General features: G+C 37.9%; 14 protein-coding genes. 9 read left to right on the plus strand and 5 right to left on the minus strand.

The window, feature by feature from the left end:
- Positions 1-5 precede the first annotated feature (5 nt).
- The 8 genes from VGT41_01485 to VGT41_01520 all read left to right on the plus strand — a co-directional run bounded on the left by VGT41_01485 (position 6) and on the right by VGT41_01520 (position 4,856).
- Positions 6-329 (plus strand): hypothetical protein, encoded by a 324-nt coding sequence (locus VGT41_01485; GenBank protein ID HEV2600947.1) that lies wholly within the window; start codon positions 6-8, stop codon positions 327-329.
- Positions 330-351: 22 nt separating this feature from the next.
- A complete protein-coding gene (locus tag VGT41_01490) occupies positions 352-813 on the plus strand; it encodes a hypothetical protein (GenBank protein HEV2600948.1) in 462 nt (153 codons plus the stop codon).
- 28 nt (positions 814-841) lie between these two features.
- Positions 842-1,183 (plus strand): hypothetical protein, encoded by a 342-nt coding sequence (locus VGT41_01495; protein ID HEV2600949.1) that lies wholly within the window; start codon positions 842-844, stop codon positions 1,181-1,183.
- A 31-nt stretch (positions 1,184-1,214) separates the two neighbouring features.
- Entirely contained in the window at positions 1,215-1,652 is a 438-nt protein-coding gene (locus VGT41_01500) for a hypothetical protein (protein HEV2600950.1), read from the plus strand.
- Between the two features lie 173 nt (positions 1,653-1,825).
- Positions 1,826-2,977, plus strand: coding sequence for a hypothetical protein (locus tag VGT41_01505; GenBank protein HEV2600951.1), 1,152 nt, complete (start codon positions 1,826-1,828; stop codon positions 2,975-2,977).
- 66 nt (positions 2,978-3,043) lie between these two features.
- Positions 3,044-3,412 (plus strand): hypothetical protein, encoded by a 369-nt coding sequence (locus VGT41_01510; protein ID HEV2600952.1) that lies wholly within the window; start codon positions 3,044-3,046, stop codon positions 3,410-3,412.
- A 43-nt stretch (positions 3,413-3,455) separates the two neighbouring features.
- Positions 3,456-4,028 (plus strand): hypothetical protein, encoded by a 573-nt coding sequence (locus VGT41_01515; protein HEV2600953.1) that lies wholly within the window; start codon positions 3,456-3,458, stop codon positions 4,026-4,028.
- A 576-nt stretch (positions 4,029-4,604) separates the two neighbouring features.
- Positions 4,605-4,856: a hypothetical protein gene (locus VGT41_01520; GenBank protein HEV2600954.1), complete on the plus strand. Its 252-nt coding sequence runs from the start codon at positions 4,605-4,607 to the stop codon at positions 4,854-4,856.
- A gap of 410 nt (positions 4,857-5,266) precedes the next feature.
- Here VGT41_01520 and tyrS read toward each other — a convergent pair whose 3' ends face one another.
- From tyrS to VGT41_01540, 4 genes are all read right to left on the minus strand, one after another.
- Positions 5,267-6,463 carry a tyrosine--tRNA ligase gene (gene tyrS / locus VGT41_01525; GenBank protein ID HEV2600955.1) on the minus strand — a complete coding sequence of 399 codons (1,197 nt, stop codon included), beginning with the start codon at positions 6,461-6,463 and terminating at the stop codon, positions 5,267-5,269.
- Positions 6,464-6,479: 16 nt separating this feature from the next.
- Complete coding sequence (locus VGT41_01530; protein ID HEV2600956.1) at positions 6,480-7,163, minus strand: hypothetical protein; 684 nt, start codon at positions 7,161-7,163, stop codon at positions 6,480-6,482.
- 189 nt (positions 7,164-7,352) lie between these two features.
- Positions 7,353-7,664 (minus strand): hypothetical protein, encoded by a 312-nt coding sequence (locus VGT41_01535; protein ID HEV2600957.1) that lies wholly within the window; start codon positions 7,662-7,664, stop codon positions 7,353-7,355.
- A gap of 14 nt (positions 7,665-7,678) precedes the next feature.
- A complete protein-coding gene (locus VGT41_01540; protein HEV2600958.1) occupies positions 7,679-10,123 on the minus strand; it encodes a hypothetical protein in 2,445 nt (814 codons plus the stop codon).
- Between the two features lie 216 nt (positions 10,124-10,339).
- Between VGT41_01540 and VGT41_01545 the strand changes: the two genes are divergently transcribed.
- Positions 10,340-12,238, plus strand: a complete 1,899-nt coding sequence (locus VGT41_01545) for a tetratricopeptide repeat protein (GenBank protein HEV2600959.1) — start codon at positions 10,340-10,342, stop codon at positions 12,236-12,238.
- 16 nt (positions 12,239-12,254) lie between these two features.
- Here the strand turns inward: VGT41_01545 and VGT41_01550 are convergent, their stop codons facing one another.
- A complete protein-coding gene (locus VGT41_01550) occupies positions 12,255-12,989 on the minus strand; it encodes a hypothetical protein (protein HEV2600960.1) in 735 nt (244 codons plus the stop codon).
- Positions 12,990-13,149: the final 160 nt, after the last annotated feature.

Raw genomic sequence — 13,149 nt, forward strand, 5'->3', positions numbered from 1 at the left:
TGCACATGCAAAACAGATTTAAAAAGATAGCAATATTGTTACCACTTTTGTGCATACTACCTTGCACCGCGCAGCAGAAGAAAGGTTCATATAAAATCGAGTCAAGGTTATTTACCACTCCCCAAGACATTCCCAGCTATAAGATTTTGACAGAAAAACTAATCGAGCTTAGAAAAAACAGTATGAGCAAACCAGAAGAAATTTTAAAATCTGGCCACCTATCAACTTTTCAGGCATATACAACGGCAGTGATCATACTGGAAAACATCATACTCGCGGCGGAATATAATAACGAAATTAAAATTACCATTGAATCCAAATCAAAATAACCTTTAGCATAAGGATAGATAGATGCAAATTAACAAAATCGGTTTCTTATCAGTAATATCACTTCTTTGTCTATTGCCTACTTGCATACATGCAGATGTGACAATCCTCCGAGCAAGACCAGATGCATACAGCGATGTGCCCTATGTACCAGGTGGCGTGCCAAGAACGCGAATTCTATACGCAACAGAAAAAAGAGTAGAGAAACATGAAAAAGAAGAAAACGATCCTGCTGTCACTGCTGCTCTACTCGACTTCCGGGATAAATTAGAAGATGCGCAAAAAACACTAAAAAATCGAATTCTAAGAATTAAAACGTATCACAGACATACCCGCATCACACCTGATTGCTCATCTTGTGAGGAAATACAAACATTAAAGGGCAAAGAAGAAGTGAACAAGAGAGTTCTTGAAGCAGTTAACGACGCCCAAAAAATCAATAGTCGAAACAAGCGTTTTCATTTTCTCGCCGCGGAACTATATTAACAACGAACCATACTTTTAAGAATTAACTATGAAATCTCAATTTTTTATATTATGTCTTCTTGCATTGGCCAACACAACATGCGCGACTCAACTCTGCTCTACTCCTGCATGTGAAAAAGCTTCATGGAATCGACTCGAAACTCTAAAATTGGAAGCTGTCCAAGCGGAAACAGAATTTACAAAACGTAAGAATCAACATGTACATGAGCAAATGGTAAAAGTATGCCTTCTTTGCAAATATATTGAAGACCTGCGAAAGCAAGCTGACGAGGCACATAAAAAAGTACAAAATTTCATAGAACAAGAAAAAACAGCCTCCCGGTCACACCATCATACAATCCTACATGAATCGGGAGTTAGTAGCCGATAATAACCATTCACTCATTTAAGGAGACCTAGTAATGACAGCAAAACAATTCTCACTTGGATTACTGATAATACTGAGCCCAATGCCTTGCTCGGCGTCGTTTCGAGACATTTTCAGAAAACAAGAAGTTCCCAAAATGCATCCTGCTAAAACTGCGGAATTTCAGGAAATTAGAGCTCTTCTTTTAGTGCGATTGCGCAATACGTCCATTGAATTAGATAAAGCACAACTCCATGCAAACCCAACTACCGAAAATGCTCATCCAACAATAGTACCTGGTTGCTTAAATTGTGAGAAAATCGAAATTCTAAAAGGACAAAAAGCGGGATCTCGAGAAGTCGCAAGCATCATAAAAGCAGCGATACTATGCTCAGAGGAAAATGGCGGTGCTGAAATCAATGCAACTTTTCAAGCGGCACGTGGCTCAGCAAACCGCTTGGGTGGCACCGGTGTATCGGATGATGAGGCATAATCGCCGCCAATCATTGCTAACAAAACAGTAGATCAAAGGGTGTTGAATATAACGTTCAACGCCCTTTTTCTCTGTAATAATGCCCCAAATTTCGGTTTTTTACTTTACCAACAATTCATGTATTCTGATTACTAAATAGTTAGATAATTATATTAATAGTATGAGGGGTCATTATGTATAAAAATGTTACACATTCTGCAATTATCCTCAGCATCTTTTTGGCGCCATTTTCTACCCATCAGATCGAAGCTCATAATAGAAAACATAACCATTCAACGTTGTATGTTGCGGGACAGGCCATATTGGGCACTGTATCCATTGCAACCACAATAGCAAGCATCTACGCATTTACCAAATGGCTCATGACTCCCTCAAATGAGCAAGTTATCGAAGCAGCAGTAACCTCAAGCAGAACAGCGTATCAACAATATATGCCCATCCTCAGCACTATAGAATCTGCTCATATGATTACCGTTACTAAAAGTGCATCTTACACCAACTTACATAACATTATTGCAAACGCTACAGAGGAACACGTTGCTGCAATAGCAGAAACATTGCTTAAATATAATACAAAAAAAATACATCAATATTTATGCGATCTCAGTGATAGCACCTATCGATTAACCACACACAATGATACCATTCTTGCGCGTATGCATGACCTACTGGTTAATGATGACAATACCGGCAACATCTATCAATCAATGCAGAAAATATCGACTGATTTAGAACAGCAACTATCGCAACTAGGTTTTTTGTATGATTATTTAAAACATCATGAACCATATTTTGCTCTTCGTGGGCTGGAAATGAATATCAAAAACCATTACCAAAAAGAATTGCTCGCCATTATACAACCTAGACAAGATTATGAGCGTTTGCCACGAGACATATATGCAGCTATCATAACTCGTAAATTGGACAATGCGCATGCAGGACTTTTATATCATAACTACCTCTACGCGCTAGATCACAATATCAAAGAATTCAAGATGCGATTGAGTAACGTGGAATACAAATATCAAGCCATTATCAGTCGCTGTACTGCATTATTTAATCAACTAGAAGCCATTCAACATGCAATTTATACATCATCTGAATACGCCACTGCACGGCGCGATTATGAAATATACCTACAAAAGGAAGAACTGCTTGCAATAGAACGGTCAAAAACTGCCGCTTTGCATGATCAAAACAGAATCTTACGGGAACAAAATAGGTTGAAAGCTCAAGAACTTCAAGAAAACCGACAGAATAAATCAGATATCATCATAGAAATAGACTGCAATAATGACGACATCCTAATTTTAGATGATCTATAAGATAGTTTTTAAACAGCACGCCAAATAAACAAAATAATTAATAACATAACACCAGAGGACCATCATATGAATTCTTTACAATTTTCTGCACTTGTATTCTTGCTATTCACTTCGGGGATTGATCTATACGCTCAAAACAATGAGGCTTCATCTGCCTGCGAGACAAAATCGGAAAAAACTATATTGTGTCCATCAAAACCAGACTCATCCACGCTGCTTAATCCTTCTGCGACCGAAATATTACGCAAACAGAAAGACAGACATCTAAGTAAACCACTTGAAACCCTCCACGCACCTCAGACAAAAACCAAAATCCAAGGTATATGGGAAAAAATAGCAAAACACCCAATGCCTGTGCTATTAGCCACAATAATGGCAATTGGATTTTTTGCAGATTCGGACGTTAGCCCTCTTTTTGATGTAAAACGTATTTAACACACAAAAACATCTAATAAAGAAATGTTTAAAGGCGCCCAAAATGAATCAATTTTTAAAAACTTTTTTTCTATCGCTCCTTGCAGTAACAACTTGGTCATACACAAAACCGCCCCACATCATTAGTATGAATACCACTCATAGTAATTCCTACTCTCCATCTAGTGATGAGATAATATCACCATTCGGGCAATATTTAATTACTGAGGCTTATAAACGACAAATAAAATGTCAGCAGGCGCTTCATGAACGAATATGCACGGAAAGCCGTGCAACCGAAACCAAACAAAATTATCTAAGAGCAATCGACGTTCATCATAGCGCATTGCCTTCTCATGCATTTCCGAATGAAAAAGATAATTGCTTTGGCTGCAAAAAAATAAAAGCTTTGAGTAATAAGCTGCAAGATTATTCAGCTCAAACTCCAGGGATCGTACACGACGCAACAGAGGCCAGAAGCAAATATGACGCACTCGAAACTATTGCCTCCCAATACTCGAAGCTAACCAAAGAAAACATCATGGCTAGATTTTATCGAGAACAAATTCGAGCAACGCTCAGCACAGCACACATTACCAATTGTAAGCATTGTTTTGAATCGACTGAAACAGAATAACATTGTAAAAACTACTAAAAAAAGATGCTGCAGTTTTTGCTCAGCATCTTTTTCGTTTTCATCAGCTTTGTTATCCAACTACTTTATTTGGTAAATCCGATGTTTACCAACTTTACGGAATAACAATCGGTAAATAGCCTTCATTAAAAGAGCGTATTTTGCCGCGCCTTTTCGGCGCACAATTATCTGGATGGCGACGTTCGCGGAAGCTCTCTCACCATGACGGTTAGAGAACGCCAATAGTACTAATAATATTTATTTGTACTTCATAGTTTTACTTTTCAAATAAGTCTCTTTACTCAACTATCCCATACTACACACCAAAATGATGTCATCTACCTTCGCTACCACTCCACCTGCTCCAGAATATAAGGCATTTCATACTGTCATGGTGAGCGAAGCGTAGCCATCCAGAATCTGTGCGCTCAATCTGAGTGCGACATCATAGTTATCAAACTGTTACATCGAACCCACGTTATATAGGCTTTTTTGACTCTATCCTTCTTTTTATATACATTAATAGACATGCAATGCGATTTTAAATAAAAATAAAAATACAAAACCAAGAAGATCAATATGGATAAATTTTCAAAAAAGCGTGTCTTGCTTCTACTTGCAGCCATATCATTACCATGCACAATGTCATCATACGCTCCCTTCTTCCTTAAAAAGGACCTCCAAACAAACCCAAAAGAACACCCAACCGAAAACGTTGATGCTACAGATAAAAAAGATCTTATCGCTGCTCTAGCAAAAATGACCGCAAACGGTGAAATAGCTTTTCCCTCAGCTATTTTCCTATCCTCCTCGATTAACAACTACGTCTGAACGACGTTTAATAACTAGGCACGCTCATGCCACAAATACAATAACTCATTCCACCATTGCAAAATTACAAAGAAGAGCAAGTCTGAGGCTTGAAACAAAAAGCTATATCCCCAAAACAACAATAGCTTTAAAGGATTATATAAAAATAAAAGAATTAAAGCGTAGCGCCATTACAAGGACATCATGGATCATTGAAAATGATGGCATTGAAGATGACGGCAGTTTCAATGATGCAATCATCGGAGATGGCGGCTTCATCTGCGGCGATGATGGTTACTACTCAATCAGAGAAGAGGTTGACATCCCCCTAAATAATGAATATGTGATCGCTGACAAAGGCTACTAACGAAATTTTCCGGATAAGCCAATTAAGAAAATAGCGCTCAACAAAATCAAGCGCTATTTTTTTTTTACTTTATTTGGTAAATCCGATGTTTACCAACTTTAATAATCATACCAGGCTGCCACGTAATCTGCTGCTTAAAGTCATTAATTACAACATCATCAATGTGCACTGCATGTGATTCTATTAATCGACGTGCTTCTGATGAACTGGTAATTGCTCCTAAAGCTTTCAGCAAATCAACAATCCATAGCGGGTTTGCACAATCAGCTGGTAACGCCACTTCTTGCGCTTTTGAGTAATCATGTTTTTGGAATAATGCTTCAAATGTATCACGCGCTTGCTGCGCATCATTTTTTGACCAAAAACGAGTAACAATATCTTGCGCCATCTGTTTTTTAAGCGTCATCGGATGAGCTTGATTAGCGGCAACATCCTGTTGCATCTGACTAATTTCTGCTGGAGATTTTAACAATAATAATTCAAAATAACGCCACATCAACGTATCGGAAATAGACATCAATTTTCCAAATGCCTGGTCTGGCGCTTCGGCAAGACCAATTGCATTGCCTAACGATTTTGACATCTTTTGATGCCCATCAAGACCTTCAAGCAACGGGGTTGTGATGATAACTTGTGGTTCCATTTCCCATTGCTCTTGCAAGTAACGGCCCATTAACAAGTTAAATGTTTGATCGGTACCGCCAAGCTCTACATCTGCCTTGAGTACCACGGAATCATACCCTTGAAATAACGGATACAGCAACTCATGAAATCCAATCGGTTGATTGTTTTTCATACGATTCGAAAAATCTTCTCGTTCAATAAGCCGTGCAAGGGTCACCTGCCCACACAACTTCACCATGTCTTTGACGGCTAATGCATCAAGCCATTGCGAGTTATAGCAGATGGTCATCTTGTTAATGTCTAAAATTTTACCAACCTGCTCAAAGTAGGTTTTGGTATTAAATGCGATATCTGCCTCGGTAAGTGGTGGACGAGTTTTAGACTTACCGGTTGGATCTCCAATGCGAGCAGTAAAATCACCAATAATAAAAATAATTTCGTGACCTAAGTCTTGAAACTGTTTTAGCTTAGAAAGCACAACCGCGTGCCCTAAATGTAAATTCGGCGCTGTAGGATCCATACCTAATTTAATTTTAAGCGGTTTGCCTTTTTCTAATTTTTTTATGAGCTCGTGTTCCGGAATCAAACTTACCGTACCAACCTTAATCTGCTCAACAATATCTTTAACAACTGCCATAGCTTTTATAATCACTTTATAAAATTAAATTACCAACATACGTAATCGCTTGTTCAACATAAAACGATAAAATACCGCCAAAAATAACCAGAATGACTATGGGCGCAAATACAATCACATAGTATGCGCGATCTGCCAACTCTCGGTCATAGTAAAAAACCATAAGAACAACTGCACTAATCATGCTTTCTACCAACAATAACCACACATTTAAAGACATACATGCTCTATACAGCTGTGTCGCTAGCAACATGCTCGGTGTTAGCCCTATCACATCAGGACTCGTAAACAATAAGACAAGCTTAAAAAATAGTAATGCCAAAATAGGGATACAAAAAAATATAAATGAATTGGAAAAGAGCACTGCTGCTAATTTTAAAAACCGATGGCGTCCACCAATATTTACCGGATTTAATGGTATAATTTGTCCCCATCCAAATCCTGTATAAATAGGAATACGCATATCTCTCCACAAAATAATTCTTGTATCAAATGAAAGGAACAAGATAAGCAAACCAAATAAATTAATATGTGCAAACGGATTTAAAGTCAAAAAACCAAACTCTTCTGCTGTGTCGTCCCCCATTTTTTTCCCTACCCATGCACGGAAGCAACCTGCAGGAGTAATGGAAATCAGATATACAAAGGTAAGCAACAAAAGCCCTATAATAGATTCAATATTTTTGATACCAAGCAACATTCGTATATTTCCTAATTATAACTATAGATCGGTTTTTTAACGCAAATTCAAGTCTAAAATAAATAGAGGGTAGGGTCAATGTATCGACCAGACTTCATCTGCAAGCACTTCAAACTACGTAGGATATCCCGCCTGCGAGCACTTTGTAACTTTAGTGAAGTAGCAAGGCGTGCCACAAAAGGAAAAATGTCATGCGCAATAATCAAGGTACTCTGGAAAATCATTGCTCTTAACCGCTTTATAAGTTTGTAATATCACATAAGGGACAGCACGCAAATTAATGCTTGATTTTTTTGGTTCTATTGCAGAATCAGGATTATTAAAATCGATAGTATACATTGCTTCTTGTGTCGTATCAGATGTTTCAAAAAAATCTAATGTTTTAGAAATAGGATCAATCCTTATATAAAAATTAACCTCACCAAAATCATAAGTTGAAACTATATAATAATACATATTATTTTTTTCAAGATATTTTTTAATACCAACATATTTTCCCATAAAATCCCTTACAATTATTTAATTAATATTTCCCAATTATAAAACTGATTTATAATACCATGCGCACTTCTCCAATCCATCTGTTGTCCTTTCATAAGAATCGATTCTGCATATTCATGTAATAGCCAAGTCAAATCCGCTTGTACAAATTTATTGTCAACTAATCGATTCCATGCTTCTGCTATATCAAGATCTGGAGCAAACCGCTTAATTCCATTGGATAATATATGTTCATCAAAAAACACATGTTCTTTAATTTTTCTGATGATGTTTTGAGACAAGCCTGTATTTTTTGACACCCTGTTAATGTCATTCATTGCCTCTCTTATTGATGCATATGAGAATGCTGCTTTTGCTTCAGCGGCCTCAAATTGTTTAATACCAGTCGTTTCAGCATAATGCGTTTTAAAAATATTTTTATTTATTGTTTTCTTTAAGCGTTCTATAGTCTTTTGCAATTGACGTAATTCTCGTGATTCTTTCAAAAGCGCGTGCGCCATTTCTGGAGTAATCATTTTGCCCATATTGCCACTACCAGAAACTCCTCCAGGTATTTTACCTTCTGGTGTGATCGCTTTTTCACGCGCCTTGTCCAATACCCTCTGAGCAACTCCTTTACTCTTACCAACATCATGAGAAGCATTAAGAAGAACTCCTTCTGGTGTTGCCAAAAACCCTTCAGGAGGAGCAAGAGGATTTTTTCTTATCCAATTAAGTGCACTGGTTTTTGCTTTGGCAAATAATCCACCGAGCCCTTTTGTCAGTTGACTATGCGCTCGCCACTGCGTCATGAGTTGTGAAGTTGTTTTGACTTTATCTCGTGTAGAAACTTCTGATGAAGTAAATGCGTTTATAAGGTTGTCAATAGGTTTAATAAAGGCGTCCCATTTTTCTTTTCCTTTTACTGGATCGTAAAAATCGGCGTATGCGATATCAATAACGTTACAAGCTAATTTGCAGAGTTGATATCCCAGTACATATTTTCCGGCTATTAGATATAAGCCGGTTTGTACAGGGTGTGTGATGCTATCAACTATTGCTCCAGAAATTCCCTGTTCTATGCCTTCTGCAATGGCATTGCTACAGTCCAATAAATACAAACCAGTTTGTACTGGATGTTGTATGCATTCAGTTATTGCTCCAGCGATTCTCTGAGCGGTGCCTTGCGCAATAGCTTGAGCATAATCAAGTAATGAATAACAAAAATCGATTATATGAAATGACTTTTCTGTATGACCGACATGATTGTATTCACGTGCTGCATCAATGGTGTGTACGAGCGCTTCCTCATTTTTTCTAATGAATGAGCCTGGTCCAGCTTCTACGGTTTTTTCTAAAAGATAGAGACAATCTTGATGTGCAACTTGTTGGAGTTGATTGCCATAACAACTGGTAAAGCGGCTTTCATAAGGTATTGATGGTTTGATATGTGTTCTAACTAATTTGCGTGCCTCTTTTGAAACGGTATAAGCGCGTGTGACGTACACAGCCCCATTTTGCTGCATGTCGCCATACGCTTTCTGTCGCCGTTCAAAATGGTTGCTGATGCCATAGTCGTAATCATCGCAAAATTCCTGAAGTTCTTGATCATACACAATGCCATCATCATAATCAGGGAGTTGCTCAACAAAATTCATCTGCATTTTTTCACGACATTGCGTTTGCATTACTTGTGCTTGCGCTAGTGCAATTTTTGTTGCCTGAGAGCCTATTTTGTCTCTTGCATCTTGAGATAGCTTTTCGCGTAAATCTGGATTTTGTTTTAACTTGTTATCCAGATTTAGGATCCAATCGTTGTAATCAAAGTTACTTTTTAAAAAATCCCAAAAACCTGCATGATCATATAAGTCCCATTGTTGCATAATTTTATAGCGGTGCTCATTGTGAATGTACGCTTTATGGGACCCCATTGTGTATACATATTGGTATTCAACAGGAGTTTTAAGTTGTTGGTTTTTGGCGCGCCATTCACCAAATAATTTAAATGCAGCATCCCAGTATCTTTGTTGGTCCCATGATGCGCAGCCTCTGTGATAATACATTACGTTAGTAAGTTCAGGATCTTTAAAATGTGCTGCACGAATAGATAGGGGATCTCGCATAGGGCGATGTTGTGGAAGATTTGGTGGCAACGATCCGATAGATAGTGAAAAATTGGACTGATTATTGTTGTCTACATATGATGATGGATATGCAGGAGTATGTTCATTAGTATGTGGTGGATAATCATAATTTTGAGGAAATTCAAAAGAATGAATTTCCTCTATAATTTCGATATCTATTTCATATTCAATTGCATGAATGATCTCTGCTTGATGTTCTGTATATTCAGGGGGAATGTTACCTTCGCAGCAGAGTTTATAATTTTCCCAATCTGATCGATCGGTGGTTTTTAAGTGCGCAAAAGATGTTATGCCAGCTAAAAACCAAAAAATAGTGAGCATCTTTTTATGCATCATGATCCGCTTTATTGCTATCGCTATACCTACTTTTTTTGCAGTAAAGCATGAAGGAAACTAGAAATGCAATCTGTTACATCAAAACAATATGGCAAACCTCTAAAGAAAACCGCATAGCATATTAGCCTGACAAAATATCCTGGCTCAAGACGTGTCGACAAAGAGCCAATTACAAACTAGGCTACAAAGCAGAGCACCAGAAAAAGGAACTAATGCATGCTTAATAACAATACATCTCAAAAAAACTCACGAATGTATCAATCACTTTCTACTGCAATGCTAGCCCTTGCAACGATAATCACATACTATCCATCACTGCATTACGAATTTCAATTTGATGACATTGCAAACATCAGCCGCAATTACAACATTCGCCATTACCATTTTACACAACTTTTTTTTGCAAAAACCCGTTGGATTGTTTATTGGCTCAACTCACTGTTTTATACAATCAGCGGAATTGATCCTTATTGGTATCGTGTTTTTAATATTGCGCTCCATATTACCAATGGCCTACTCGTTTTTTTTCTTCTGTATCGCGGACTTTCTGCATTAAAGAAACAGCTCTTTTTCAAAAGAAATGCTCTCTCTATTGCAACAACAACTGCTGTTCTTTTTCTACTGCATCCTGTACAGAGCCAAACAGTCTCATATGTGATTCAAGGGCAGCTGGAAGGGCTTGCAACGCTTTGCGTGCTCGCTGCCAGCAGAGCAGTAATGCTCTATGGTAATGCTACTCATCGACTAGCCAAATTTTGCTATGCCATGCTTATTTTTTTTCTTGCCGCCCTATCATCGGGAACTAAAGAGATTGCCATTGTTGGGCCGCTCCTTTTTATACTCACTGATTGGTTTTTTATTGCACAGAGAGAATGGGATCTTTTAAAAAAAAGATTCTGGCTTCATGGATGCATCATTATAATGACCGCTCTGAGTTATCTTATACTCTTAAAGCCAAAATTTTTTACTGATGTAGCAACACTTTCTCTACTTGCAAAAAACAGTAGTGGGAATGTTATTGCGCAGACAACATCGATAACTCCCTATCTATTTTGCATTTCACAGTTTAAGGTAATTATTCATTACCTATTTATTTTTTTATGGCCCTTCAATTTAAATGCCGATTATGACTGGACCTTATGCACTAGTTTTTTTGATCTTGATTGCATTCTTCCTTTTACATTACTTGCATGCATCGGCATAATGATTGTCTATCTTTTAAATCGTAATCTAAGCAATGTTGTACTCTTTGGCCTTATATGGTTTTTTATATGCATTGCACCACGCTCAAGCATCATCCCTGCACCCGAACTCCTGGCTGATTATAAAACATACATGGCATCTGTTGGTTGGCTATTTACACTTACCAGCGGCACCATCTGGTGCATCACAAAAATAAAAGATTACCTGCAGATAACAACCCCAAACGTTGCACTACTGCTCTGCTTTTCACCCGCTATCCCGCTCGGACTGCTTACCGCACAACGCAACACCGTTTGGAGGTCTGGGCTAGAGTTTTGGGACAATGTACTGCAAACAGCGCCTAATAAAGCACGCGCACATAATAATTATGGCATCGAACTGCTACGCATAAGGCAATACGACCAAGCGATGCCTTATTTTCAGAAAGCTATTGACCTTGATACCAACTACTCCGATCCGTATAACAATCTTGCCACTGCATATGCATCGACACAACAACTTGATCTTGCAATCTCTACATTGGAACAGGGTATTGCCATCAATAGCCAACAACCGGAGGCATATAACAACCTTGCATCATTCTACTTACAAAAAAATGATCTTGAGCGCGCACAGAGTGCCGTTACCATGGCAATTAAACTGCGCCCTCATTATGGCAAGGCGCATTTTAATTTAGGGCGAATTTACATGGCTCAAAACGATCAAGTTGCAGCTTGGCGCTGTTTTAAACAGGCATGTTTACATGCCGATCTTACTACTGAGGTTGGATTTAATGCATACGCACAAGCAAGCTTTGCATTACAGAAATATGATGATGCGATTGTTGGATATAAAAAATTACTGCAATGCAATCCAGATCATCTACAGGCACGGAATACGTTACATCAGATCTACGCACTTAAAAATACATGACAGATGATAGCGTTGGCTATGAAGTTTTCTTTAAAAATTTAAATTGACCATTTCCTTCATCTACAACATCCATTTCATCACTTTTTAACGCATCTTCTTCAGAAAAAACAAGCTCACGTGCAGGAATACAAGACTGACGTATTATAACTTCATTCAAAAATAAATAATGCCGTGATTTTAAGGGAGAATGAGAAGATATATAACGAAATTGATCTGTATCATAATAACGCTTATCTGTTGTAGCAACATAAAATGGCTCTGCAGTTCTTGGATCAAAAATCACTGCGTGATATGCTGGGGCATTTTTACGCATTTCTTCAGCTTTTTTTTGTTGCATAATATAGCGAGAAAGTAATATTTTTGAGTCTTGATAACGTCCACGATTGGCATCATATCGATGCTCTCGATTATATACATATGTTCTCTCAGGATCCACATCAAACCCAACGCTATTTGCATCTGTTGGAGGCGTAGACATTGCAGCAAAATAGACAACATCATATTGATCTGGTAGAACCCCACTATACTTTGAAGGATCATTGGCAGTGAGCCCTTTTTTGAACAATTCATTGTACGTCATTAAGCCGTGCTGTTTAACACTATCTACTGTGCCATCTCTACCTATGTAATGATATACTCGTACAAGACCAGGAGCGACTTGTTTCAACCGAGGCTTTTCTGTTGTACATCGCTGAGTTATAGGGCTCAATAATATGATAAGAGCAATAAACTTAACCCGTATTTTTTTCATAAAACGTCCCAACCCCCAATCAAATCTTTTTAATTTTTTTTACTAATATTATCTAATATTATTGCGTGTGGATGAAAAGTAAAGGGGCCTAAGAGCTACTAAATTTGGGCCTTTGCATTACTTTTGCCTTATTTTTACCTTGTAATTTGGAAGTAAAAAT

This window comes from Candidatus Babeliales bacterium (assembly GCA_035944115.1).
GTDB lineage: Bacteria > Babelota > Babeliae > Babelales > Vermiphilaceae > DASZBJ01.

What these genes read in the sequence shown, in the direction of transcription:
- VGT41_01530 (HEV2600956.1), bottom strand. Translation starts at nt 7,163, where the DNA reads ATGTTGCTTGGTATCAAAAATATTGAATCTATTATAGGGCTTTTGTTG.
- VGT41_01545 (HEV2600959.1), top strand. Translation starts at nt 10,340, where the DNA reads ATGCTTAATAACAATACATCTCAAAAAAACTCACGAATGTATCAATCA.
- tyrS (HEV2600955.1), bottom strand. Translation starts at nt 6,463, where the DNA reads ATGGCAGTTGTTAAAGATATTGTTGAGCAGATTAAGGTTGGTACGGTA.
- VGT41_01515 (HEV2600953.1), top strand. Translation starts at nt 3,456, where the DNA reads ATGAATCAATTTTTAAAAACTTTTTTTCTATCGCTCCTTGCAGTAACA.
- VGT41_01535 (HEV2600957.1), bottom strand. Translation starts at nt 7,664, where the DNA reads ATGGGAAAATATGTTGGTATTAAAAAATATCTTGAAAAAAATAATATG.
- VGT41_01490 (HEV2600948.1), top strand. Translation starts at nt 352, where the DNA reads ATGCAAATTAACAAAATCGGTTTCTTATCAGTAATATCACTTCTTTGT.
- VGT41_01495 (HEV2600949.1), top strand. Translation starts at nt 842, where the DNA reads ATGAAATCTCAATTTTTTATATTATGTCTTCTTGCATTGGCCAACACA.
- VGT41_01540 (HEV2600958.1), bottom strand. Translation starts at nt 10,123, where the DNA reads ATGATGCATAAAAAGATGCTCACTATTTTTTGGTTTTTAGCTGGCATA.
- VGT41_01550 (HEV2600960.1), bottom strand. Translation starts at nt 12,989, where the DNA reads ATGAAAAAAATACGGGTTAAGTTTATTGCTCTTATCATATTATTGAGC.
- VGT41_01485 (HEV2600947.1), top strand. Translation starts at nt 6, where the DNA reads ATGCAAAACAGATTTAAAAAGATAGCAATATTGTTACCACTTTTGTGC.
- VGT41_01520 (HEV2600954.1), top strand. Translation starts at nt 4,605, where the DNA reads ATGGATAAATTTTCAAAAAAGCGTGTCTTGCTTCTACTTGCAGCCATA.
- VGT41_01505 (HEV2600951.1), top strand. Translation starts at nt 1,826, where the DNA reads ATGTATAAAAATGTTACACATTCTGCAATTATCCTCAGCATCTTTTTG.
- VGT41_01510 (HEV2600952.1), top strand. Translation starts at nt 3,044, where the DNA reads ATGAATTCTTTACAATTTTCTGCACTTGTATTCTTGCTATTCACTTCG.
- VGT41_01500 (HEV2600950.1), top strand. Translation starts at nt 1,215, where the DNA reads ATGACAGCAAAACAATTCTCACTTGGATTACTGATAATACTGAGCCCA.